Consider the following 25671-nt stretch of genomic DNA (forward strand, 5'->3'; position numbering starts at 1 on the left):
TTGGGGCGGGCTGGAACAAACGGTGCTTAAAACGAGCTTGACTAGTCTTTTTCGTTGTTACCGTATTTCCATTTCGGTCAACGGTATTCATTTTTAGGCAAATGGCTTTGGGTGCGAGCGGCTAGCCGTGTCTTGATTTGCCAGGTCTGTCTCTATTCGCATTAGGCTTGCGTGAAGTTTGGATATTGAGGGGACGTTCCGAATCTTGCCGTCCGGGCATCCTGGAGGAAAGGAGGAGGAGCCGGATAAGGGCGCACTACGTGCGCCCGGGATTTTGCGGCGCAACTCGGCGTGCCGAGTTCGTTTCCACTGGTAGCGTGGTCAGATAAACCGGAAGGCCGTCAAGGCCCGGCGTCATACGCGCCCCGCGTGCCGTAGCTGCTTGCGCCCGCTGCGCATGTTGTCGTTGAGCTAGGACTCGATCAGGGGCCTGTACGGGTCGAGCTTTGAGCCCTGCGCCCGCCTCGCGGGCGGCTCGGGGCTGAAGTCGTCCATGTTGCGGTACTTGTAGACGGTGTCCCGGCTCACGCCGGTCTTGCGCTCGACCTCGGCGACGCTGTCCCCCTGCCGCCACAGCAGGCGTATAGAATTCTTGTCGGTCATGCCGATCATTTCCTCTCCGGGCCTCCTTTGGTAGATACGAAGCACCACCAAGATGGCCCTGCGATCTGGTCAGCATGCCCCTTGCGGGAAGTTTCGACTTTATGCTGCCGTTTTTGTCGATTTAGATGTTACGGAAAACACTCGGCATCGAGGTAGGCCCCGAGCCTCTGGCCCTCGGGCCGCGAGGCGTCGATGGCGCGCAGCATCTCGGCGCGGTCGTGGGCCCGCTGCTCATCCTCGGGGCGGACATCCCGTATCCCGGTGGGCTCCCAGCCGGGGTCGTACTCCGCCCGCAGGCGCTCGGCGATGCGCCACCCCTCGATGACGTAGATCCCGTTGTCGCCCGGGTCCATGCGCGCGTCGCCCTCGTAGCGCGAGATGCCCACGCTGAGGCCGTCGGCACCCATGAAGTTCGCCACCGCCTGGCAGACGCGCGCCCAGCCGTGGGGGTCGTTGTCCGGGGAGCGGAACCCCCGCAGCTCGCAGTACTCGAGGAACGCCCCGACGGTGAACTGCATCCCATTTCTTGGACTTTGAAATTAAGGTTCGAGAAAAGGGAGGCATCGGAAATGCCCCGCAGGAAGAAGGCAAGATACGGTCGCGAGATGAGGGCACGCGCCGCCGACCTGTTCGAGGCCGGCCTCGGCTTCGAACTCGCGGCCAAGAAGCTCGACGTTCCCGCCCCGGCGGTGAGAAAATGGCTCTACGCGTACCGGGCAACCGGGAGGAAGGGGCTGATCGGGATGGGCGAGAGCCGCAGGACCTACGACATGGAGACCAAGCTCGCCGTCGCGAGGGCCGTCGTGGACGAGGGGATGCCGCGGTCGGAGGCGATGGCCCGCTTCGGCATCGCCGCCGCCACATCGCTCGACCGCTGGTGCAGGCTGTACCGCGAGGGCGGGCCGGAGGCGCTCGAGCCGGGAGCCCCTGTCCCATGCGCTGCGGTCCCTGCGCCCCTCCGGCTCCACGATGACCTCGCTCGCCTTCATGTCCCGCTCCCTTCCGGCCTTCCGGCCCGTAGAATCTCTGCCTGCGGGCAAAGCGGAAGGCGCTTGCCCTGCGGCGCCTTGCGCTTTGCTCCCTGAAGCGCCGCGCCGAGGCGAAGGGGGTCAGGGGTTGTTCGCGGCAACCCCCACCAATCGGAGCGGAGCGCAGATTTGCGCGGGGTTCCGCGAGCGCCCTTGACGCCGCGCAGCTGAGGCGCAACACGTGGGAATGGGACGGATGGGAAGTTAAGGAAAGTTAGAGGCGACTTGAAGAGATGCGTATCCGCAGCTCGAAACCCCGCCCATCAAAAAAAGAGGGGCAATTCTCCTCTTTTGGAAAGTTACGGAAAGTTAGGCTGCCCCTTAGGCCCAGTATGGGACGTAGCGCATATGGCGCGGCGCCGTGTTGGGGTCGACGGGCTTGACTAAGCCTGCGGCAACGGTGTCTCGAATCAAGACGCCACCCGAAGGCCACCGCCGTATCTCGGGCATGGGCTGCCACGAAGTTGGGTCTTAGGACGGCGTGGCTGGTTTACTACGACGTTGCTACGACATTTACTGCGACATGGGATGTCGTAGGAGTTTCCACTCCCCACTTTTATCGGAGCCCGCTGGAGGTGGGATCCTTGCGACGTGCAGATGGGCGCGGTAATGAGGTGGATCGCTCCGGTGGAGAATCGCAACCGGTCAGGTTTATACTGATAAGGAGCTGTTTTTATATGCGAAAGGTGAGATTTATGGAAAAGAAGACGGTATTCGTTGCGTTTGCAATCGAGGACGAACGTCAACGCGATTTTCTGAAGGGTCAGTCGCTCAACACGAAGTCGCCCTTCGAGTATATCGATATGTCGGTCAAGGAGCCGTACGCAACCGCCTGGAAGGAGAAGGTCCGCACTCGCATCAAGCGCTCCGACGGCGTGATTGCGCTCGTAAGCAAGAACTCGTTGAGCTCAAGTGGGGAAAAGTGGGAAATCGGCTGCGCGCGCGAGGAGGGGAAGAAGGTGCTGGGAATCTGGGCGTATAGCGATGACCGAACTGATCTTCCCGGTGTACGCACGGTTTCATGGACCTGGAGCCATATCGAAGATTTCATCGACAGTCTGTAGGAGCTGGGCGATGGACAGAATGGCCCTAGTAGTTGGAGTTAACTACTATTCTGACAAGCGCATACCAAATCTTTCGGGTTGCGTGAACGATGCCGAGGAGGTCGCGCGCCTCCTCAAGCGCAACGGGGATTCCTCTCGGAGCAGAAACTTTGACTGCAAGGAGCTGTATGCAACCGGCCCAGACCATGTCGTGAATCGCACTGCAATCAAAGATGAGGCGCGCAGGCTGTTTCAGTCAAAAGCCGAAATAGCGCTCTTCTACTTTTCTGGACACGGGTATATCGAGTCAACCGGCGGGTTTATCAATGGGTCTGATTCCACTCGGGGAGACGAGGGGCTCTCTCTGAGGGAACTCGTTGATCTGGCGAACGGCTCGAGCGCGCGCCACAGAATCGTTATCCTTGACAGCTGCTATTCGGGGGCGGCAGGGTCGGTCCCGGGCATGGAGAACCATGCCGCAATCTCGGAGGGCGTCACCATACTCACCGCCTCGCGAAGCGATCAGCCCTCGCTTGAGCGTAAGGGGCATGGCGTTTTTACAAGTCTCCTCATAAACGCCCTAGAGGGTGCTGCGGCGAACCTGACGGGCAGCATCACGCCGGGCAGCGTCTATGCGCACATCGATCAATCGCTTGGCATGTGGGACCAAAGACCCGTTTTCAAAACGAACACGGACAGCTTCGTGTCGCTGCGCGAAGTCGATCCCGCAATCTCACTCGATGATTTGCGGAAGCTGAAAAAGCTCTTCCCAACAGAGGACTATGAATACAGGCTGGATCCGTCGTATGAGCCAAGGGACGAGGGAAGAACAGACGCTATGCCTCCAGCAGAGCCCAGGAACAACCTGGTGTTCTCTCTGCTCCAGAAATACAACCGGCATGGTCTTCTGGTTCCAGTTGGCGCCGACCATATGTGGAACGCGGCGATGGAGAGCAAGTCCTGCCGGTTGACGCTCCTCGGCAAGCATTATCGAAGGCTTGCGGACCAGGGCCTGCTTTGACATGTTGACTAACGAGGCTTTCAGCGATCATGCTCAAACTTTAGGGCTTGTGGCTAGAGGTCGGATAACGCTCAAGCCGTTTGATGCTCATCGAGGAGCTTTAGTTTCTCGATGAGCATCTTCGTCAGCTCCTCGTCTTGGATGAGGTCTATGCCGAAGCATTTCTTTCCCGCGTCCTTGAGGGATGCACCGATGTGATATGCGGTCGCACTGTCGAGGATAAGGAAGCGGTCGTGGAACGTTCTGGTGCGGCGGACGGTGAGCTGCGGGTACTGTGCGTTGAACACGTCGACGTCGCCTTGCGTGAGCCGGTTGCCGGACGTGTAGACGGTCACCGCGACGCCCTTGCGCTTCTTTGCGAGGACGTTCAGGGTGTGGACATCTACGTAGCCATCCACGAGGGAGATTTCGCGCTCGGCGCGGCCCACGAGATCTGTCAGCAGGCTGAAGGCGTCGAACATCTGCCCGGCGAAGAAGATCCGCTGGGGTTTCTCTACCTCGCCTTCGAGCAGGCGGAACACCTGGTTGAAACGCTCGTCGGTCGATTGCTGAAACGCCGCCTGACTCAACTCGACACCGCGCAGCCGCTCAAACAGGGTGGCATTTTCGGCGAGGAAGTGGCGCATGGCGACAAACGCCCTCATGATACTGATACTGGTCTGCACCGCCACTTCGCTGCGTAGCACGCCGGACAGCATGGCTATGCCCTGCTCGGTATAGGCATAGGGGAGGTAACGCCGCCCGCCGCGGCCCTCCATGGTCTTTGAGGTTCCAATTTGGCACCTCAAAGACTCGTCCTCCTCCTTGGTCAGTTGAAAACGGAAGTCCTCGGGGAATCTGTCGGCGTTGCGTGCGGCGGCGCGGTTGAGATTCTTTGTCTCTACCTCGTATAACCGAGCGAGATCGGTGTCGAGCATGATTTGCTGCCCACGGACGGTATGGATTAGGGTCTCTATGTTTGCGGAATCGACCAGGGCTATCGGCGCGCTCGTTTCGACCGATTCGTTCTCGGCATCAAAATCGCTCATGGTTCCTCGATTCAAAGATGGGGACGCTCCTGCGTCGAAAGCATTTTATCATCCTGAGCTTTGTCGCCTGCCGGTCCAGCGGCGATGACCTCTGACGTTAGGGAGGGAGTGTGCTTCGTCGTGGCGACGTCGGCCCCAAGCCTTCCTCGCCATGACGGTGATCCGGCTCCCGTCGATGGTGATGGGCGCGCCCGCCCCGCGCTGGATCTCCAGGAGATCGGCGGCCGAGGACGCCGTGATCCGCCACTCCTCGACCCAGGCGGCGCGGCCGTCGCGCACGACCTCGCGCTCGACGAGCTTCGCGCCGGGACAGGGGCAGAGGTCCGGGTTCGGCCCGACGACGGTGAGCCTCACCGGCTCCCCGGCCGCCTGATTGGCGCGCGCCTCCTCGCCCGGGGCCTCCTGCCCGCCGCCTCCGGTTCGCAGCAGCCTCCCCATGAGATCGGCGGCTTCGCGGTCGTTCCCTCCCATCATGTGCGCGTACACGTCCATCGTCATGCTCGACACTTCGTGGCCGAGTCTCCCCTGCGCGCTCCTCGGGTCGATGCCGTTGCCGATCAGGAAGGTGGCCTGCGTGTGCCTCAGCTCGTGGAAGTCGTAGCCGACGTAGCGCCTCCGCTTGCGGCCGCCCTCCTCGGCCTCCTCCATCCTGCCGAGGCCGTGCTCGATCAAGTAGCCCCTCTGCCACGTCGAGAAGTTGTCGGGGTCGTGGAAGCCGAAGTCGCCGTCCGAGCACATCGGGGTGTTCGGGGTCTGGGAGAGGCCCTGAACCTGCATCCGCCTCACCTGCACGGCCTTCCAGGTGCGCAGGTACCGCGCCGTCCCGTCGTCGATCGCGATCCAGCGCGACCGGCGGTTCTTGGTCTCGCGCAGCGCCTTGTTCTCGGTGTACTGGTACTTGATGAACACCCGCATGTTGTCGAAGTCCACGTAGCGCCACGTGAGGCCGAGCGCCTCGCCACGCCTCACGCTGGTCGCGAGCGCGAGCCAGATGGCGACGCGCCTGTCGTCGAGCTCGTCGCCGTGGAGCGCCTGACAGAGCGAGATCGCCTCCTCGAGCGTGAGCGGGGTCCTCTCAGCCGAGCGCGGGCGCGAGACCTCGACGTCGCGGCAGGGGTTGTGCTCGGTCAGGTGCTCCTTCACGGCGAGGTCCATCACCTGAACATGACGGCGTTGAGCTTGTGGACGCCGCGCTGCGACATGCCGTGCTCCTCGCGCGGGTCCGCGTAGACCATGTTGAGCAGCGACAGGTCGCTCACGAGCACTCCCGCGAACCACCGCTCCGCCTTCTTGAGCTCGCACTCGTCGGTCTTGTGCGTGAGCGGCGAGAGGTTCTTGAGGAGCTTGCGCTGCTCGTGCCACCTCCACCCGAGCTCGGGCGCCGTCACCTTGTCGGGGTTGGCGAACCCACTCTCCAGCTCGCGGCGGTACTCCTCGAGCGCCCGCCTCACGTCCGACTTGGTGCCGTGCACCGTCCTCTTCGGGGAGCGGATGTACTTCCTCGTGGCGGGGTCCTTACCCAGATGGTGCCTGATCCTGTGGACCTTGCCCCGCTCGATCTCCTCGATCTCGCCGCAGCCCGTGACCTTCGGCATGGCCTCCCTTTTCCCTCACGTATCCCGCGCGGCCCGTGGTGAGGAAGAGGGGCCGCGCGGCCCGGTGTCGAGGGGGCTGCTCGGAGCCCCCTTCTAGCGCGAATTGTATCAGGGGGGTGTTCCTATAGTTTTGTCAACTGGGCAATGCTGTTTTCGAGATTGAATCGCGACATGCTAACGCCAGGCCTTTCGGCCGATGGGCTCCAATCTGTTCGGAGCGCTTCGACTAGGCGGCGTAGGGCACCCTGTCCCGCATGATCGCGTAGATGACCTTCAGCCTCTTTCGTGCCAGCGCCTTGAGCGCCTTGCCGTGCGGCATGCCCCGCTCTCGGCACCTAGCGTAGTAATCGCCCCATCTTCCCTCTGTCCGGGTAAGGCAGTTGCACGAGAATATGAGCAGGTTCTTCAGCCTCTTGTTGCCTTGGCGCGATGCCGTCACCGAGGAGATCGAGGTCCCCGACTGGCGGTTGCGCGGCGCCAGGCCGCAGTACGACGCGAGCCTGTCGTGGCTTGGGAAGTCTTCGATATCTATGGAGATCGCGAGCTCGGAAGCGGTTTTGGGGCCGATCCCCGGCACCGTCAGGAGGCATCGGTAGGTATCGTCGCCCTCGAGGAGGGCGGATATCTCCGCCGTGATCACATCGATCTCCGCCGAGTTCTCGGAGATCCTGCGCGCGAGCAGCCTCACCGCCCGGTCCTCGGCGGCGATGGCCGCCGCGTCCGGCCTTGTCGAGGAGGCCGTCGAGCGGACGAGGGCCTCGATCTTGCCGCGCGCCGCCCCGCGCGTGAGCGCCGCCGCCCTGCGGGGCCCGGCGTCGGCCACCGACCAGGCCCCGCCGAGGGATGCCATGAGCCTCAGCTGGGGACCGTCGGACAGGTCGACCAACGCCTCGAAGGCGGGGCACGATTCCAGCAGGATGCTGCGCAGCCGGTTCTTGCTCCTGGTGTTTTCGCAGGTCAGGAAGTTTCTCTGGGCGGCCAGCGCCCTCGCCGCCGCGACCGTCGGGCCCGGATCCCCGACCGGCAGGAGTGCGTCGGGGATGCCCAGCGCCGTCTTCGCGATGACCATTGCGTCCCGCTCGTCGGTCTTGGCGTCGCCGGCGAAGAGCCTGGCGGCCCCGTGTGCCGCGAGTCCCGGCAGGTACGCCGCCGACATCCCGGCCGCCTTGGCGCGGGCGAGCGCGAGGGCGCCTATGTTGCGCGACTGGTCGACGACCACGAGCGCGTCGGGGAAGCGGCCGAACAGCGAGTCCAGATCGCCCTCCCTGTTCGCGACGGGGGCGCTCAGCAGTATCTCGCCGTCCCGGGTCGCGACGCATGCCCAATGGGACAATTTCCCGACATCGAGCCCGATGACGGCTTCCGGCATTCTAGGTGGTGCCACGGTGTTATCCTCCAATCGGTAGGCCGATCGGAACCCCTCCCTGCGACACCCACATTACCTGGCCGTGGCGCTTGCGCCCGGCAGTTTCCTATCAGTCGTCCGGAGCGGCGAGCGCCCCCGGTGGCAACACCCCCCGGGCCCTCTACGGGGCAGGGGCAGACGGCCATCCGGAGGCGCCCGATCGGCGGCCCCTCGGGGCTTGCCCGTATCGTAGGCAATGCGCCGAATGCTCGCCATCGAAATTTATCGGTGGCCCACTTCAGACTGTAATGGGGGATTTGTTAGACGGGGCGAACGGAAATGGGGGAAATCGGGGGGAATCGGCAGGGCTACGCGGTTTCGCGTGGTTGTGCGAGATTTATCGAGATTGACTAAAAGCCGCAGGTCAGAGCCACAAAAGAAACACAAGCGTTATAATCGGAATAATATGCTTTACTCATCGGGAAAGGGCTCATAACCCGGAGGTCGTAGGTTCAAATCCTGCCCCCGCGACCAAGAACTTGCAGCTCGTCGGCCTAGTCGGCGAGCTTTTTTGTTATTCCGGGATCGTTTCTTCGGTTCAATTCTCGGCCTCTCAAACAAAATCTCGATCTGTAACATCTAGACCCGATTTGGGCGGCTAGGTGTTACAGATCGAGATATACCGGTGGGTTGGGTCGTGTTTGTCTAAATCTGTAACACGAGGGACGGATTTTGCCGAGTTGTTGTTATAGATTTAGATTTTCTAGCAGGCGGGTTTGGTTTGTCTCGATCTGTAACAGGTAGGGGTCAAAAGTGGGTCTAGCTGTTACAGATTGAGATTGTTGAGGTTGGGTCGAGGGGAATATCTCGATCTGTAACAGTAAGACCCGGTTTTGCCGAGTAACTGTTACAGATTGAGACGAACCGACGGGCCGCCCCGCCCATCCCCATCCACCTGCCGCTACCTGCTGTCCGCCGATTTCCGTTGCGCTGTTGTATTCCCATGCCATATCCTCTAGACAACTACGCGGCATCATCGCCGCCGCGCCTACAAGAGAGGAATGTCCATGACCACACCTGCATCCAAGCTGCTCCAGCCCATTACGGTTGGCCCCCTTGAGCTCAAGAACCGCATTATGTTTCCGCCGCTGACCACCGGCTACGAGGAGCGTGACGGTTCCATCGGCGAGCGCAGCCTGGCTTTTTACGAGCGCTTGGCCCGTGGCGGCGTGAGCTACATCGTCATCGGCGACGTTGCTCCCGTCATGACCGCAAGCCCCACGCCCAAGCTGGCAACCGACGCCCAGATCCCCACGTTTAAGGCGCTGGCCGATGCCGTCCACAAGCACGGCGCCAAGGTCGCGCTGCAGCTGTTCCACCCCGAGTACGATGTGCCCGGTGTCGGCCGCATGGTCATGGGCTCCATGGCTGCCGCCAAGGCCGCGCAGGAGGCCAAGGCCGCCGGCGACGAGGAGACCTTTGCCGCCAAGATGGCCGAGTCCAACGAGATCCGCAACCAGGCCTACGCCAAGCTGCATCACGACATGCAGCACTTTGTGAACGAGGCGAGCGTAGAGCAACTCACCCAGATCAAGGAGGCCATCGCTGCCTCGGCCGCCCGTGCGCAGCAGGCCGGCATCGACGCCATCGAGGTCCACGGCGATCGTCTGGTGGGTTCGCTGTGCTCGGCCATCCTCAACCAGCGCACCGACGAGTACGGCGGCTCGTTCGAGAACCGCGTTCGCTACGCGCTGGAGGTCGTCGCTGCCATTAAGGAAGCCGCGCCGCAGCTGATGGTGGAGTACAAGCTCCCCGTGATCATGGAGAACCCCGACGGCACGCCGCGCGGCAAGGGCGGCCTGCAGCCCGACGAGGCCTGCGAGTTCGCCAAGCTGCTCGAGGGCGCGGGCATCGATATGATCCAGGTCGCACAGGCCAACCACACCGGCAACATGGGCGACACCATTCCGCCCATGGGCGCCATGCCCTACAACTGGACGCTGCCCGTGGCCGAGCGCGTCAAGGCCCTGGTCTCCGTGCCGGTGGCAACCGTGGGCCGCGTGGTTTCGGTCGAGGCCGGCGAGAAGATTCTGGAAGACGGCGCCGCCGACATCATCGCCTATGGCCGCTCGCTCATGTGCGACCCCGACATTGCGCTGAAGGCCGCCACGGGTGAGCCCATCCGCGAGTGCCTCAACTGCAACAAGGGTTGCGTCGATGCGATTCAAAACCGCAAGTACATTTCGTGCGTGCTCAATGCCGAGAACGGCGACGAGGCGACCATCGCCATCAAGCCGGGCGAGGGCGACAAGAAGGTCGCCGTGGTGGGCGGCGGCATCGCCGGCCTGGAGGCCGCGCGCGTGGCGGCCAAGCGCGGCTACGACGTGACCGTCTACGAGGCGAGCGATCATCTGGGCGGCCAGATTGTGCTGGCGGCTGCGCCTCCGCGCAAGGACGAGATCATGCGCTCGGTCGAGTATTACGAGAAGATTCTGCCTGGCCTGGGCGTGAAGGTTGAGCTCAGCCACGTCGCTACGGCAGAGGACCTCAACGCCGCCGATGCCGCGATTGTGGCCGTGGGCGCGCACGACGTGGTCATCCCCGTTCCGGGTGCCGACTCGGACAAGGTCGTCTCGAGCTGGGACGTGCTGGCCGGCAAGGTGGAGCTTACGGGCCGCGTCGCCGTCATTGGCGGCGGCCTGGTGGGCACCGAGACTGCCGAGTACCTGCTGCAGCACGGCTGCGAGGTGGCGATCGTGGAGATGCTCGACAAGATTGCCGCGGGCGAGTCCGAGACCATTCTGCCGCTGATTATGAGCGACTTTGCCGAGCACAACGTGGAGCAGCACGTGAAGACCCGCCTGACCGCCATTACCGACGAGGGCGTGGAGGCCGTGCGCACCACCGAGGACGGCGCCGAGGAGCCGGTAAATATCGCCTGCGATTACGTGGTGATGGCCGTGGGCTCCAAGGCCAACGCGTTTGACCTGGACGGCGTGACGGTGCCCGTGACCTGCGTGGGCGACTGCTCGGGCGAGCGCACCGCCGACATTGCGAGCGCCATCCGCACGGCGTATCACGCGGCCAACGAGCTGTAGTTGAGCATCGCGGCCAGGCGGGGCGGTAGCACGGATCCGCCTCGCCCGACTGCGTCCCGTCGGGTGTCAATCGGTGCGGGGCCTGCAAGCGCAGCAGGTCCCGCCCTTTTGTTTTGCTCCGGTGGATGGCAATGCGCGGTAATCATGAGGAGTGAGGACGTCTACTGCCTTGCAGATTACTCAAAATTATTGGGGGAGGGGTTAATAACTATATCTTCTATACCAAAGGACATAAAGAGATGCCAATTTTGTTGACAAGCGAATGACGATTAGCTGCGAGTCAGCTACCAGCGTAAATAATCGATAAAGAAATGTCGTAATTTGGTGCCAAATGCCCAGATAACGCCGCGTCTATTTTAATTAACTGCTTTGAGCAAACAGTAAAATGCTACTATCTAACTTGCACGTAAGAAAGCAGATTAACGGTTAAGGCTAAGAAGTGGCAGGTATGTCGGAAGCAACTAGGACTCGCACGCATGCGCCCGAGGTTAGGCAGCGCGCCGTCGAGATCCTCCAAGAGGGGGTCGGTCATCGTGCCCTCGCTGCGGAGCTTGGCATTCCCCAGGCCACGGCTCGTCAGTGGGCCCGCGCGTATGCCGTGGGCGGTGCCGACGCCGTTCTCAATGCCGGTTCGCATCATCACACCTATTCGTACGACGTAAAGCTCGCTGTGGTTAAGGACCGTCTGGAAAACGGCTTGACGGTTCGCGAGGCCATGATCAAGCACAAGATTCCCAGCGAGTCTTCGGTCAAGGCTTGGTGCCGTCAGTACCGCGAGAGCGGTGAGTCCGCACTGGTCGATAAGCCGCGCGGTCGCAAGCCGCGCGTTAAAAAGGCGGAATAGCAAACGGGATGGTGCGCCCACAGGGGCGCATTTTTCTTGCCGCCCCTCTACTCCAATGCGGACAGGCTCCTTGCCTCGTACGCCTAAAACTCCCCAGTTGACCGAAAACCTGCCGCCGCTACTCCTCAATTGAGCTATAACGTTAAACAATTGCAGCGTTTTTGCACGGGGGAGTGATGGTATGACGCTACTGTATTTCCTTACCCTGTTTCCGCTGGTACCGGCGCTGGGCATGCTGCTCGCGCGCGGTGACCGCGCCCGCGATGCGGTGGGGCTTGTAGGCTCCGGCATTATTATGGCGGTGACAGTTGTAGTCGCCGTCATGTTTTTTGGCACGGGTCCGCAGAGCTTTGAGGTTGCCCCCGGCACCTCGCATGTGCTCTCGATCATCAGCTCCGTCATCGACGTCATCCTGTGCGCCGTAATCCTGTACAACGCGTACAAATATAGGAACGCGCTCACCACGGTGCTCGGCATAGTCCAGCTGGTGGGCTCGCTCGCCTTTGCAGCCATGACGTTGCCCGCGGCCGAAGCCGTCACGGCAACGCCGCTCTACCTGGACTACATGAGCGTGATCATGGTGCTCGCCGTCGGCATCGTCGGCAGCCTAATCTGCGTGTATGCCTTGGGTTATATGAAGGACTTCCAGGCCCATGACGAGCACGAGGCCGCGCTGCGCGGGCAGACCGCGCCCGACCGTCGCCCGCAGTTCCTGGCGCTCATGTTCCTGTTCCTCTCGGCCATGTTCGTTATCGTGACGAGCGACAACCTTGAGTGGCTGTTCTGCGGCTGGGAAATCACCACCGTGTGCTCGTTCCTTATGATTGGCTATACGCGCACGCCCGAGGCCATCAAGAACGCCTTCACCCAGATCATCCTCAACATGCTGGGCGGCATCGCGTTTTTGGCCGGACTCATGTACCTGCACGTTAACGGTATGCCGCTGACCATCTCGGGTATGATCGAGCTTTCCGGCGCCGGAACCGCGCAATCCGCGCTGCTGGTGATGCCGGTCATCCTGCTGTCGCTCGCCGCACTCACCAAGGCCGCACAGATGCCGTTCCATACCTGGCTGCTTGGCGCCATGGTCGCCCCCACGCCCACGAGCGCCCTGCTGCACTCGTCCACCATGGTCAAGGCCGGCGTGTTCCTGATGGTCAAGCTGAGCCCGCTCTATGCCATCTATCCCGTGACCGGGTTTATGGTCACGAGTGTGGGTGCCATCACGTTTTTGCTCGCTGCCCTCATGGCCATCTCGCAGAGCAACGCCAAGCGCGTGCTCGCGTACTCCACCATTTCCAACTTGGGCCTCATCAGTGCTTGCCTGGGTGTCGGCGCACCCGAGGCCGTGTGGGCCGCCATCTTCCTGATCCTGTTCCATACGGTGGCAAAGTCGCTGCTGTTCCTGTGCGTGGGCACCGCCGAGCATCATATCGGCAGCCGCAATATCGAGGACATGGACGGTATGTTCAGCCGCATGCCGCACCTGACGCGCCTGATGATGCTGGGCATCATGGGCATGTTTGTGGCGCCGTTTGGCATGCTCGTGTCCAAGTGGGGCGCCCTGGTGGCGTTTGCCCAGACCGGCAACGTGCTCATGATCATGGTGCTTGCCTTTGGCTCGGCCGCGACGTTTTACTTCTGGGGCAAGTGGCTTGCCAAGCTTTCGGGCGTCGACCCCACGGCTCAAAACGTTGAGGTCAATGTCCATAAGACCGAATGGGTGGCCCTCAACACCATCGCCGCGCTGCTGATTCTGTGCTGCGTGGCGTTCCCGGTTATCTCGAGCGGTCTGGTGTCGCCTTACTTGGCCATGGTGTTTGGCCGCGTGCCGTACGTTATCGGCAAGGATGCCATGTATCTGATGGTCGTTATCGTGGCTTTTATCGCCGTGGTGCTGCTGACTTCATTCCGCGTGAGCAACAAGCCGCACGTAAACGTATATCTTTCGGGCGTGGGAACCGACAACTACCGTCATTTCCGCGGCTCGATGGGCCACGAGGTGAAGGCCGAAAAGCGCAATTGGTACTCGGAGGACGCCCTTGGCGAGAAGCGTATTGGCCCCGCGGGTAGTGTCGTGTGCTGCAGCATTATCTTGTTTGCGCTGCTGTGTTGCGCGTGGATTGGGCCCGAGCGGCTTGCCATGAGTGCGCCCTCGGTGCTGCGCGGTAAGTATTTTGAAGGTTCGGGTGTCGTGGGCATCTTTATTGGCACCGTGGCGTTTGCCCTGTTGGCGCCGCTTGTGGGCGGCCTGATCGACGGCGTTGACCGTAAGCTTTCGGCTCGCATGCAGGGCCGCGTGGGCCCGCGCTTGCTGCAGCCCTTCTACGACGTTGCCAAGCTGCTGCGCAAGGCTCCTGCCAGCGTAAACACCATGGACGATACCTACATGGCGTGCGCGCTCATCTTTACCGTGGTGGGCGGCGGCATCTTTGTGTCGGGCTCCAACACGCTGCTGTGCGCTTTTATGGTGACGCTCGCCGCGATCTTTGTGGTGTTGGCGTCCGCCTCGACGCAAAGCCCGTTTGCCCAGGTCGGCGCCGACCGCGAGCTGCTGCAGGTCATGAGTTACGAGCCCGCCGTTTTGCTGATGAGCGTGGGCCTGTACCTTGCCACCGATAGCTTCGATTCCATCGCCGTGACGGGGCAGTCGGCCCCCATCATCGTGTACAGCGCGCCCATTTTCCTCGCGCTGCTCGCGGTGCTCACCATCAAGCTGCGCAAGTCGCCGTTTGACCTTTCGTACTCGCATCACGCGCATCAGGAGATCGTTCAGGGCGTCGCCACCGAGATGAGCGGCGGCACGCTGGCAAAGATGACCCTTATGCACTGGTGCGAGACCGTGCTGTTTTTGATGTGGGTGGGCATGTTCTTTGTTTGGGACAACCCGGTGAGCTGGGTCGTAGCCCTGGTCGTGATGGCCGCGACGTATTTTGTCGAGGTGCTGATCGACAACACCTTCGCACGCAGCACCTGGCGCAGCTGCTTTAAGCTCGGATGGGGCGTGGCGCTGGTGTTTGGCCTGCTCAACCTTATGCCCATCCTCGTCGACGTGTTTATTTAGGAGGCGGCATTCATGGATCATAAAATGTCGCGCTCGCCGTGGGTTATTCATTACGACGGCTCGAGCTGCAACGGATGCGATATCGAGGTGCTGGCCTCGCTCACGCCACTGTTCGATGCGGAGCGCTTTGGCGTGGTCAACACCGGCAACCCCAAGCATGCGGACATCTTTTTGGTGACGGGGTCGGTCAATGCCCAGAACCTGCCCGTCGTGCGCCAGATCTACAACCAGATGCTCGAGCCCAAGTGCGTGGTGGCGTGCGGCATCTGCGCGTGCTCGGGCGGCGTATTCCGCGATGCCTACAACGTAATCGGCGGCGTGGACCGCGCGATTCCCGTGGACGTGTACGCGCCCGGGTGCGCCATTCGCCCCGAGACCGTGATCGATGCCATCGTGGAGGCGTGCGGCATCCTGGACCAGAAGGAGGCCGTGATGCGCGCCGGCGGCGACCCGCTCACCGTGGGCGGCGCCGCTACCTGGGACGGTGGCGTTGAGTTGGGCGAGGACGGGTTTGTGGCCGCGGGGGCCGGGGCTGACGGTGCCGGTGGCGCGCCTGCCGGGAAGCCCGCCGCGCCCGCCGCTGCAAAGGAGGCTGAGTAATGCAGAAGGCTATCTATACCACCGTCGGGATCGACGAGCTCCTGTCGCATGTCCAGGCGCTCAAGGGCGTCGGCGCGCGCTTTGTGCAAATGCACGCCGAGCGCAACGTCGACGACGGCACGTATCGCCTGGTCTATACGTTTATCAACGTTCGTGCTGCACAGGAGCAGATCGCTCAGGATGGTAGCTATGCGATCGAGAACCTGGTGGTCGAGGGCATCGACCAGTACCAGGAGATTCCGTCCATCAGCTCGTACTATCCGGCGGTGTTCCCGTTTGAGAACGAGGCACACGATCTGTTTGGGCTTGCCATCACCGACATGCAGATCGACTTTAAGGGCTTTTTCTACCAGGTCTCAACGGCCGAGCCCATGAGCGTTATCACGCCCGAGGTGAAGGCCGCGCGCGAGAAGGCCATGAAGGTCCGTGCCGCCGCAGAGGCTAAGGCGCGCAAGGCTGCGGCCGAGAAGGCCGCTGCCGCTGCTGCTGCGGGGGAGGGCGCCGCGGGTGCCGGCGATGCTGCGAACGCTGTTGCCGCCCAGCCCGCTGCGGCTACCGGCTCCGATGCTCAGCATGACGATGCCGCTGCCAAGGCCGCGCTCAAGGCTGCCGAGATGGAGGCAAAGCTCGCCGCCATGGATCCCGAGAAAGCGGCCAAGGTCCGCGCGGCGCTTGCTGCCAAGGCCGCCCGCGACAAGCAGAAAAAGGAGGCGTAAGGTCCATGGCACATCGCTCCGTTATTCCGTTTGGCCCGCAACACCCGGTGCTGCCCGAGCCGCTTCATCTGGACCTGGTGATCGAGGACGACCGCGTCATCGAGGCAATTCCGCAGATCGGCTTTGTGCACCGCGGGCTCGAGAAGCTAACCGAAAGGCGCGACATGCATCAGTTTGGCTACATCGCCGAGCGCATCTGCGGCATCTGCGCCGTGGGCCACAGCTACGGCTATGCCAGCGCCTGCGAGCGCATGCTCGACATCGAGGTGCCCGGCCGCGCGCAGTATATCCGCACCATTTTGCACGAGCTTTCGCGCATTCACTCGCATCTGCTGTGGCTGGGCCTGCTCGCCGATGCCTTTGGCTTTGAGGCGCTGTTCTATCGTTCGTGGACCCTGCGCGAGCAGATTCTCAAGATCTTTGAGAGCACGTGCGGCGGCCGCGTGATTTTGTCAATCAACGAGATCGGCGGCCTTAAGCACGACATTGAGGACTCCGAGCTGGCGGGGATTGTCCAGACGCTTGACGCCATGCGCCCCGACTACGAGGCCCTGGTGCATACGTTTTTGGACGACAATAGCTGCGGCGAGCGCCTGCATGGCGTGGGCGTGATCAGCAAGAAGGATGCGCTGGAGCTTTCGATGGTCGGCCCGTTTGGCCGCGCTTCGGGCGTGGACTACGACGCGCGCATGTTCGGTGACGGCGCCTATGCGGATCTGGCTGCGTTTGAGCCCATCGTTGCCACCGACGGCGACTGCTATGCCCGCTGTCAGGTGCGTTGTGCCGAGGTCACGCAGGCCATGGACATCATCAGGGAGCTTGTGGGCAAGATTCCGCACGACGGTATCGGCGGGCGTACCAAGCTTACGCCGGCTGACGGCGCGCGCGGCGAGGTTGTGATTGAGCAGCCGCGTGGCGAGGCGTATTACTATGTGCGCGGCAACGGCACCAAGAACCTGGACCGTTTCCGCGTGCGCACTCCGACGTCGCAAAACCTGGCGGGTCTGACGCATGCGCTGCAGGGCGTGCTCCTTGCCAACGTGCCCATGATTATCCTGACCATCGACCCCTGCATTAGCTGCACGGAAAGGTAGGCGCGGCATGAGTTTACTGACATTTGCCAAGACGGCCTTGGGTTCTATGGTCAAGCAGCCGGTAACGGTGTGCTATCCGCAGGAGAAGCTGGCGGCGCCCGAGCGCTTGCGCGGGCATATCGTCAATGACATGGACGTGTGCATCTGCTGCGGCATGTGCGCGCGGCGTTGCCCGGCGGGTGCGCTCGCGGTCGATCGCAAGGGCGGTACCTGGTCGATCGACCCGTATGCCTGCGTGGTATGCGGCGAGTGCATCGAGAGCTGCCCCAAGCACTGCCTGACTATGGATACCGCCCGCACTCCGGTCGCAGCGGACAAGACTCCCACGGTAGAAACCAAGCTGGAATAGCACTGGAATAGGGGCCGGTGGGGCAAAATTGCCCCACCGGCCCCGCGCGTGAACGTGCGGCTAAGCCTCCGCGAACAAAACTATGCCGGTTTACTACGATAAATCGCCTACCCTCAACCACGCCGCATTTGGCAAAACAAAAACCGCAGGTAGACGGCTTGCAGTTTTGTGAAAAAGTCGCGCGTGATCGGCGACCTCGTTTTTATCGTAGTAAACCGGCATAGTTTTGAAATGGCACCATATCCGTAACGGCCCTTGATCTCCCGTGGACAGAGGGAAACGGATCATTTTGGCCTTGCGAGGGCTGCCACGTGGCCCGTCTGCCACGAAATGCGCCCATCTACTACGTTTAGGCTGCCACCCTCAACCATGGCGAACGACGCAAAAACAAAACCGCAGGTAGAACGCCTGCGGTTTTTCATGAAACGCGGTTATGGTCAGGGGTATCGGGTCAAACGTAGTAGATGGGCCAGTTTTGAGGCGAGCACCACCAATTGATCCCCCGGGGACGGAAGAAAGCGGATCATTTTTGCCTGATGGCTCCGAGTCGCACCCGTTTTCCTGCGAAAATGCCGTGTCTCAACTTTGGTGAGACATTTGTCTCACGCCCAAAACGGAATCTGGAACATGTGTCACCTGCCCAAATTGTGTCTCATTTCGTAACTTTAGGCTGTTGCAAGGTCTGAGACCGCGAGAAGGGAGACGCGATGAGTAAGTACACGAGGGGTCTCTTGGCGGTGATACTTGCCGTAGTGCTTGTGTTGCCGGCTGCAGCATTTGCCATGCTGCCCGAGGCCAACGCCAGGTCCAGCACCGGAATGGACGGACCGACAATGACCGGAAAGGTCGTCGACCCCGACACCAGCAACTACTGGAAGTTCTGGGCCGGCGGCTATAACGGAAAGGAAGTAACAACTCAAAACGTCGGCCGAATCTGGACCGACAAGACGGTCAAGGCAGTCGAGAGCGGGGATTCGGATTTCCTGACCACGCTGTCTGCCATCTCTTCGACATCCGATACGACGATTTCCGGCAAGCCGCTCGACATCGTGATGGTGCTGGATGCTTCTGGCTCGATGGACGACCCTATGGGCACGGGCGACAACACAAAGCGCATCGATGCGCTAAAGACGGCCGCCAATACCTTTATTGACGCCATCGCCGCGCAAAACCAAAGCATTACAGATGCGTCCAAGCAGCATCGGGTTGCCATCGTAAAGTTTGCGGGCAAGAAGAAGACTGATAAGGTCGGCAACGACACTTATCGTGATGGACGGTACACCTACAACTACTCGCAGACCATGAAGAACCTGACGTCCTGCAAGGGCAAGGATGCGGATAGCCTCAAGGACACGGTTGGCAACATCAATCCTGCCGGTTCCACGCAAGCCGACTATGGTCTGGAGCTGGCCGAGAACATTACTATTAATTCTGGTCGTGCAGATGCCAAGAAGATTGTTGTGTTCTTTACCGATGGCTCACCTACGAGTTCAAGTGGATTCCAGGCAAGTGTTGCCGATAGCGCCATCGCTAGCGCCAAGAGCCTCAAAGCTAATGGTGCCGACATTTATACTATTGGCATCTTTAGCGGAGCAAATCCCAGCGCCGACCCCACAGCTGAAGGCACGAGCAAAGTGAACAAGTTCATGCATGCTGTGTCGAGCAACTATCCTGGTGCCACGTCAAGCATCTCTTTCTGGGGCGAGTGGGTCATCGACTATGGCACGCGTGCGGAAAACTCCGACTACTACAAGTCGGCAACCAGCGCCTCTGAGCTCGAGAAAATCTTCGAAGAGATCTCGGGAAGCATTATCCAAACTGGTTACCCGACAGAAGTTCACAGCGGTTATGGCGAGCATAAGTCCGGCTACATCACGTTTACCGATGAGCTGGGCGACTTTATGCAGGTCGACAACTTTACGTCCGTCGTGTATGGCGGCGAGACGTTTGAAAAACCGTCAAAGAAGCCCGAGGGTAACGTCGACACCTACACATTTTCTGGTGCCGCTGCGAACCTGGTCATCACCGTTCAGCATGCCGAAGAGGGCAAGCCCCAGAACGGCGATATCGTGACGGTCAAGATCCCCGCGTCGCTGATTCCGCTGCGCCACTTTAAGATCACCGATGGTGTTCTTACGGTCGACAATACTGAGCCCATCCAGGTGAACTACACCTCGAGCGTTAAGAAAGAAGCGCTCGATAACCTCTTTACGCCCAAGAACGTAAAGGGGCTCGAGGACTACATCAAGAGCAATACGACCACCGCGGAGAACGGTTCCAAGACCGTTAACTTCTACACGAACAAGTGGAACGCTGGCGCGCTGGGCGATACGATCGCGAACTTTGAGCCTGCCGACACCAACCGCTATTACTATTTCCAGAAGCAGACCCCCATTTACACGGATAAGAACTGCACGACGCCTGCAACGGGTTCGCTGCCTGTCGGCAGCAAGTATTACTACAAGGATGAGTTTGAGGCGCTGGGCGCAGACGGAAAGGCCGAATCCCGTACTGCTGTTATTGAGTTTGCCGGTGAAGACGCTGCGAACTTTGAGGGCGCCGTCGTGCGCGACGCGAGTGGAAACCTGTCGTTTAGCAAGGGGACCGCACGTCTGGCCTTTATTGATGAGCTCCACACCACCAAGGAGAGCGTGGGCGGTAACCTCACCGGCACCGTGACCGACGTGCTCAACCCCAAGTGGAACAACAACGCCACGGAGGTTGACGTTCACCTGGGTAACAACGGCAAGATTAGCTTTGCGTACAACATGACGCCGGCGACGGTGGATACCAAGGCAGACTTTGGCCTGACCAAGGTGCTCGTGGGCCGCGACTGGACGGATGAGGACAAGTTTGAGTTTAGGCTGACGTCCGAGGGCAACGCCCCGATGCCCGAGTCCGCGACTGCGCCCGTGGCTGTGTCCGTGACCAATGCTGACCTGGACAAGGGCAAGGCTGCCATTAACTTCGGCACGATCGAATACACCGAACCCGGTACGTATGTCTACAAGGTTATCGAGACGAACGCCGGGACCACGGTCGACGGCATCGCCTACAGCAAGAATGTTGCGGAAATCACCGTGACGGTGACGCCCAACAAGAAAGGTGAGCTCAGCGCTGAGGTGAAGGTGACCTCGGGCAAGGTCATGTTCGAAAACGCTTACGCTACGAATCCTGTTGAGTCCAGCGTTACCGACAAGATTGACGTAACCAAGGTCCTGACCGGGCGCGACCTTACAGCCGGCGAGTTCAGCTTTGAGCTGCGCGAGGTTAAGGGCGAGGACTCCGAGCTTATCGAGACCGTTGAGAACGCTGCCGACGGTAAGGTGACGTTCAGCCCCATTGAGTACACCGAGATCGGCCAGCACACCTACACGCTGCATGAAGTTAAGGGCAACGCCGGTGGTATTGACTACGACAACACGGTTTACACCATCGTGACGACCATCAGCGATAACAGCAAGGGCCAGCTGGTGGCTACGCACGAGCTGAAGGGCGACGAGGACGTCAAGAGTATCGAGTTCAAGAACGCTTACAATCTGACTCCCAAGCGCTTCAGCGTCACCGATAAGATCACCGCGACCAAGGTCCTGGACGGCCGCGACCTCAAGGACGGCGAGTTCAACTTCGAGCTCGTCGAGGGCGACGATGTTGTCGCCACCGGCACCAATGACGCCGAGGGCAACATCACGATGAGTGCCATCGAGTACACCGCGGCCGGCGAGCACACCTACACGTTGCGCGAGGTCAACGGCGGAACCGCCAGCAACGGTATATCTTACGACGGCAAGACCTATACCATCGTGACCACCATCACCGATAACAGCGACGGCACCCTCAAGGCCGAGCATGTCCTGAAGGACGCCAAGGTTGCCGAGTTCAAGAACGCCTACAACCTGACGCCTACGGACTCCAGCGTCACCGACCGGATCAAGGCGAGCAAGTCCCTGACCGGGCGCGACCTCAAGGAAGGCGAGTTCTCCTTCGAGCTCGTCGAGGGCGACAAGGTCGTCGCCACCGGCAAGAACGCCGCTGACGGCACGGTTGTCATGGACAAAATCACTTACGACAAGCCCGGCAAGCACACCTACACGCTGCGCGAGGTCAGGGGCAACGTCGGTGGTATCACCTACGATGCCGCGACCTACACCATCGAGACCGTCGTCAAGGACAACGGCGACGGCACGCTCGGTGTAGAGCACAAGCTGAAGGGCGCCGACGAGGCGAAGTTCACCAACTCCTACAAGCCTGGCTCCAAGGACTCCAGCGTCACCGACCTGATCAAGGCGACCAAGTCACTGACCGGGCGCGACCTCAGGGCTGGCGAGTTCCGTTTCGAGCTCGTGGAGGGCAATAGCGTGGTCGCCACCGGCACCAACAATGCTGACGGCAAGATCGTGATGGATTCCGTCACCTACACCGCGGCTGGCGAGCACACTTACACGCTGCGCGAGACCAAGGCCGGCACCACCGAAAACGGCATTACTTACAGCACCGCTGAGTACACCATCGTGACCATCGTCAAGGACAACGGAGACGGCACCCTCAGCGTGGAGCACAAGCTGCAGAACGACGAGAAGGCGACCTTTGAGAACGCCTATAACGTGACGCCCAAGGATTCCAGCGTTACCGACAAGATCAAGGCGACCAAGTACCTGACCGGGCGCGACATGACTGAGGGCGAGTTCTCCTTCGAGCTCGTCGAGGGCAACGAGGTTGTCGCTAGGGGCACCAACGCTACCGACGGCAAGATTACGATGAGCGAGATCACCTACAACGAGCCCGGCAAGCACACCTACACGCTGCGCGAGGTCCCGGGCGACGCCGGCAACGGCATCACCTACGATGGCAAGACCTACACCATCGAGACGACCATCACCGACAAGGGCGACGGCACGCTCGAGGCGAAGCATGTCCTGAAGGGCGACGACGAGGCGAAGTTCAGCAACAGCTACAAGCCGAATCCTGGTGAGTTCAGCGTCACCGACCAGATCACCGCGACCAAGGTTCTGGACGGCCGCGAGCTTGCTGCCGGCGAGTTCTCCTTCGAGCTCGTCGAGGGTAACGATGTCGTCGCCACCGGCACCAACGCTGCCGACGGCAAGATCACGATGAGCGCCGTGAAGTACACCGAGGCTGGCGAGCACACTTACACGCTGCGCGAGGTCAACGGCGGAACCACCAGCAAGGGCATCACTTACAGCACCGCCGAATACACCATCGAGACCACCATTACCGACAACGGCGACGGCACGCTCGAGGCGAAGCATGTCCTGAAGGGCGACGAACCCGCCGAGTTCAAGAATACCTACAGTGTGATCCCGCTCGATGCAGAGCTCGACTTTGACCTGAGCAAGGCCATTGACGGCCGCGACTGGACGGATGCGGACAAGTTCAGCTTTACCATCACTGCCGCCGAGGGCACCCCGCTGCCCGATCCCGCAACCGTAACCGTGGGCACGCACGACGCGAAGGACGGTATCGCCGCCATCAAGTTCGGCAAGATCCGCTACACGGCTGCCGGAACCTATAAGTACGAGATCCGCGAGAACGCGGGCAACGCGGCCGGCATGACGTATGACGAGCACGCCGCGACCGCCGAGGTGACCGTGACTGAGGACGGCGAGGGCAAGCTGATCGCCAATGTCACCAAGAAGGAAAACGGACGCTTCACCAACACGTACCGCACTGAGCTTAACTACACCGCGGCCGGCGGCCTCAAGCTCAGCAAGAGCCTCTCCGGACGTCCCATGACTGAGGGTCAGTTCACCTTTACCGTGACGCCCGCCGAAGAGGCTTCGGCCAACGCGCTTGGCCTGCTGCCCGGAGCCAACAACTTCAAGTCCCCTGCAACGGCAGAGGCGACGGTCGGTCTGATTGACATTCTGGCTGGCCATGAGGTCAAGTTTACGCAGGCCGACGCCGGCAAGACCTTCACGTACACCGTAGCCGAGAAGAATGACGGCAAGCCCGGTTACACCTACGACGACGCCGTGCGTACCGTGACGATCGCAGTCGCCGATGACGGTGCCGGTACGCTTACCGCCACGACGACCGTCTCCGGCGGTCCCGAGGGTATGCATACGACGGTCCACAAGAGCGGTGAGAACAAGGTCGAGAGTGCCCTGGTCCCGTTCCGCAATAGCTACAGCGCTACGACCGACACGCATGGTGGCACCGTCGCTCAGGTCGTCGCCACCAAGACCCTGGCCGGTCGTCCGATGGTCGACGGCGAGTTCTACTTTGGTATCGCCTATGCAGGTGAGACAGAAGCCATCGATGGCATGTGCGTTACCAACCTTAACGGCCAGGTGAGTTTTGGCACGCTGCATTACACCACTGAGATGCTCGCCGATCTGGTAAACGCCGGCCGCGCCATCCGCACCGACACGGATGCCAAGCTTGCGTGGACCATCAACTACACGGCTTTCGAGTACACATCCCCGCTCGCGGCCAAGGGCATCACGGCCGCAACGCCGAGCTTTAGCTTTAAGGTTATCGTCGTCGACAACGGTGACGGTACCCTGACGGCGACGCCCGTCTATGACGGCGTCGAGCCCCTGTTCGAAAACGTCTACGGCGCCGAGGCCGTGGATGCCGCACTCACCGGCACCAAGAAGCTCCAGGCTGCCGAGGGTCTGACCCCGGCTGACATCACGGGCAAGTTCACCTTTACCGTGACCGCTGACGAGGCTGGCGCCCCGATGCCCGAGCGCACGACCGCAACCAACGACGCGGCCGGCAACGTGGACTTTGGCAAGATCCACTTTACGCTTGAGGACCTCAACCGCGCCCTGGGCGTGACGAACGATGCTTCTGACGACGCATCGAACGACGCCGAGGCTAACGCCGACGAGGTCGAGGTTGACGCCGACGCTGCTGACACCGACGAGTCCAACGACGAGTCCGAGCCCGCAGCCTCCACCGCTCCGCGCTCGCACACCTTTACCTACACGGTGACCGAGTCCGGTAGCGCCCCTGGCGTGACCAACGACGCCAACGCCACGCGCAAGGTTTCCTACACCGTGACTGACGACGGTACCGGATACCTGGGTGTCGTGCGCGAAGGCGGCGACGGTGCAGGCTTCACGTTCACCAACACCTACGGCGTGGCGCCTACCGATTCTTCCGTGACCGATCAGGTCAAGACGGTCAAGCGTCTGACCGGACGCGACCTTGCAGCTGGCGAGTTCACGTTTGAGCTGCTCGAGGACGGCGTGGTCGTCGCGAGCGGCACCAATGACGTCGACGGTAACGTTGCGCTGAGCCCGATCCGCTACGAGGCGCCCGGCACGCACACGTACACGCTGCGCGAGGCTTGCCCCAACGCGCTCGGCCTGTACAAGGGCGTCACCTATGACGGCGCGACCTACACCGTCGTGACCACCGTCTCCGACAACGGTGACGGTACGCTGACCGCGACGCACAAGCTCGAGGGAACCACCGAGTCGGCTGGCTTTACCAACAAGTATCACGCCATGCCTACCCAGGTCTCCATCGGTGCCATCAAGGTGCTCGAGGGACGCGAGCTCAAGAAGGACGAGTTTAGCTTTAAGCTCGTTGGCGAGGACGTCGAGTCCACCGTTACCAACGACGCCGACGGCAAGATCAACTTCGACAAGCTCGAGTACGACGAGCCCGGTACGTACGTCTACACCATCAGCGAGGTCAAGGGCGACGAGGCTGGTATGAACTACGACAAGTCCGTCTTTACCGCGACCGTCAACGTGGTCGATGACGGCGAGGGCAACCTCAAGGCGAACGTCGCCTTTGCCAAGGGCGACAAGAGCGTCGAGGGTATCGTGTTCAACAACACGTACAAGAAGCCCGAGACGCCCGTGCCGGCGCCCGATCCCGGCACGCCCAAGACGGTGACGAACATCGTCAAGACGGTCAAGGGCTTCCTGCCTACTACGGGCGACCAGCAGGCTGCCGCACTGCTCATGGCGTTTGTTATCGCCATGGCCGGCGTCGGAGCCCTAGTCTGGGGTATCCGTAAGTGCTAGGCGCGCTGACAGCGCCCGGGGCCAAAAGGTCCCGGGCCGCTTGGCGAAAAGCCAAAAATATAGCCCCCACCCCACCCCCAGCCGCCACGGAGACATCTCCCTTCTCCGTGGCGGCACTTTTGTGTGCCGGGGGCGCCACGAAACCGGCCCATCTACTACGTTTAGCCCCTTACCCCCAACCATGCCAAAATGCGCGAAAACAAAACCGCAGGTAAAACGCCTGCGATTTTTCATGAA

At 61.2% G+C, this 25671-nt stretch carries 17 protein-coding genes; 11 read left to right on the forward strand and 6 right to left on the reverse strand.

All coding sequences use genetic code 11. The features are described from left to right. Positions 1-411 precede the first annotated feature (411 nt). Positions 412-603: a helix-turn-helix domain-containing protein gene (locus GXM19_RS08190; RefSeq protein ID WP_147293024.1), complete on the reverse strand. Its 192-nt coding sequence runs from the start codon at positions 601-603 to the stop codon at positions 412-414. 128 nt (positions 604-731) lie between these two features. Continuing rightward, entirely contained in the window at positions 732-1121 is a 390-nt protein-coding gene (locus GXM19_RS08195) for a hypothetical protein (RefSeq protein WP_006235767.1), read from the reverse strand. A 51-nt stretch (positions 1122-1172) separates the two neighbouring features. On the opposite strand from GXM19_RS08195, the gene GXM19_RS08200 reads away from it, so the two are divergent. From GXM19_RS08200 to GXM19_RS08210, 3 genes are all read left to right on the forward strand, one after another. Beyond that, the gene (locus GXM19_RS08200; RefSeq protein ID WP_006235766.1) at positions 1173-1688 is read left to right on the forward strand and encodes a helix-turn-helix domain-containing protein; all 516 of its coding nucleotides are present in this window, start codon (positions 1173-1175) and stop codon (positions 1686-1688) included. A gap of 638 nt (positions 1689-2326) precedes the next feature. Beyond that, a complete protein-coding gene (locus GXM19_RS08205; protein ID WP_040359710.1) occupies positions 2327-2695 on the forward strand; it encodes a TIR domain-containing protein in 369 nt (122 codons plus the stop codon). Between the two features lie 10 nt (positions 2696-2705). Continuing rightward, entirely contained in the window at positions 2706-3695 is a 990-nt protein-coding gene (locus tag GXM19_RS08210; protein WP_006235764.1) for a caspase family protein, read from the forward strand. Positions 3696-3766: 71 nt separating this feature from the next. On the opposite strand, the gene GXM19_RS08215 is transcribed toward GXM19_RS08210, so the two are convergent. The 4 genes from GXM19_RS08215 to GXM19_RS08230 form a co-directional block, all read right to left on the reverse strand. Further along, positions 3767-4723: an ORF6N domain-containing protein gene (locus tag GXM19_RS08215; RefSeq protein WP_006235763.1), complete on the reverse strand. Its 957-nt coding sequence runs from the start codon at positions 4721-4723 to the stop codon at positions 3767-3769. 48 nt (positions 4724-4771) lie between these two features. Beyond that, positions 4772-5866 (reverse strand): tyrosine-type recombinase/integrase, encoded by a 1095-nt coding sequence (locus tag GXM19_RS08220; RefSeq protein ID WP_187367069.1) that lies wholly within the window; start codon positions 5864-5866, stop codon positions 4772-4774. An 11-nt stretch (positions 5867-5877) separates the two neighbouring features. Next, positions 5878-6318: a hypothetical protein gene (locus GXM19_RS08225; protein ID WP_006235761.1), complete on the reverse strand. Its 441-nt coding sequence runs from the start codon at positions 6316-6318 to the stop codon at positions 5878-5880. Between the two features lie 226 nt (positions 6319-6544). Next, entirely contained in the window at positions 6545-7702 is a 1158-nt protein-coding gene (locus tag GXM19_RS08230; RefSeq protein WP_225093533.1) for an IS110 family RNA-guided transposase, read from the reverse strand. Positions 7703-8730: 1028 nt separating this feature from the next. Here GXM19_RS08230 and bilR point away from each other — a divergent pair. From bilR to GXM19_RS08270, 8 genes are all read left to right on the forward strand, one after another. Then, on the forward strand, positions 8731-10761 hold the full coding sequence (gene bilR, locus GXM19_RS08235; protein ID WP_040359676.1) for a bilirubin reductase, long form: 2031 nt from the start codon (positions 8731-8733) through the stop codon (positions 10759-10761). A gap of 448 nt (positions 10762-11209) precedes the next feature. Beyond that, positions 11210-11605: a helix-turn-helix domain-containing protein gene (locus GXM19_RS08240; RefSeq protein ID WP_006235758.1), complete on the forward strand. Its 396-nt coding sequence runs from the start codon at positions 11210-11212 to the stop codon at positions 11603-11605. 181 nt (positions 11606-11786) lie between these two features. After that, positions 11787-14669, forward strand: coding sequence for a proton-conducting transporter transmembrane domain-containing protein (locus GXM19_RS08245; RefSeq protein ID WP_006235757.1), 2883 nt, complete (start codon positions 11787-11789; stop codon positions 14667-14669). A gap of 12 nt (positions 14670-14681) precedes the next feature. After that, positions 14682-15269: an NADH-quinone oxidoreductase subunit B family protein gene (locus GXM19_RS08250; protein ID WP_006235756.1), complete on the forward strand. Its 588-nt coding sequence runs from the start codon at positions 14682-14684 to the stop codon at positions 15267-15269. Further along, on the forward strand, positions 15269-15985 hold the full coding sequence (locus tag GXM19_RS08255; RefSeq protein WP_006235755.1) for an NADH-quinone oxidoreductase subunit C: 717 nt from the start codon (positions 15269-15271) through the stop codon (positions 15983-15985). Before GXM19_RS08250 ends, GXM19_RS08255 begins: the two co-directional genes overlap by 1 nt. 5 nt (positions 15986-15990) lie before the next feature. Next, positions 15991-17079 (forward strand): hydrogenase large subunit, encoded by a 1089-nt coding sequence (locus tag GXM19_RS08260; RefSeq protein ID WP_006235754.1) that lies wholly within the window; start codon positions 15991-15993, stop codon positions 17077-17079. 7 nt (positions 17080-17086) lie between these two features. Then, positions 17087-17428, forward strand: coding sequence for a 4Fe-4S dicluster domain-containing protein (locus GXM19_RS08265; protein ID WP_006235753.1), 342 nt, complete (start codon positions 17087-17089; stop codon positions 17426-17428). Positions 17429-18135: 707 nt separating this feature from the next. Continuing rightward, a complete protein-coding gene (locus tag GXM19_RS08270) occupies positions 18136-25434 on the forward strand; it encodes a Spy0128 family protein (protein ID WP_006235752.1) in 7299 nt (2432 codons plus the stop codon). Positions 25435-25671 lie beyond the last annotated feature (237 nt).

Origin of the sequence: Collinsella aerofaciens ATCC 25986 (assembly GCF_010509075.1) — a bacterium.
Lineage (GTDB): Bacteria > Actinomycetota > Coriobacteriia > Coriobacteriales > Coriobacteriaceae > Collinsella > Collinsella aerofaciens.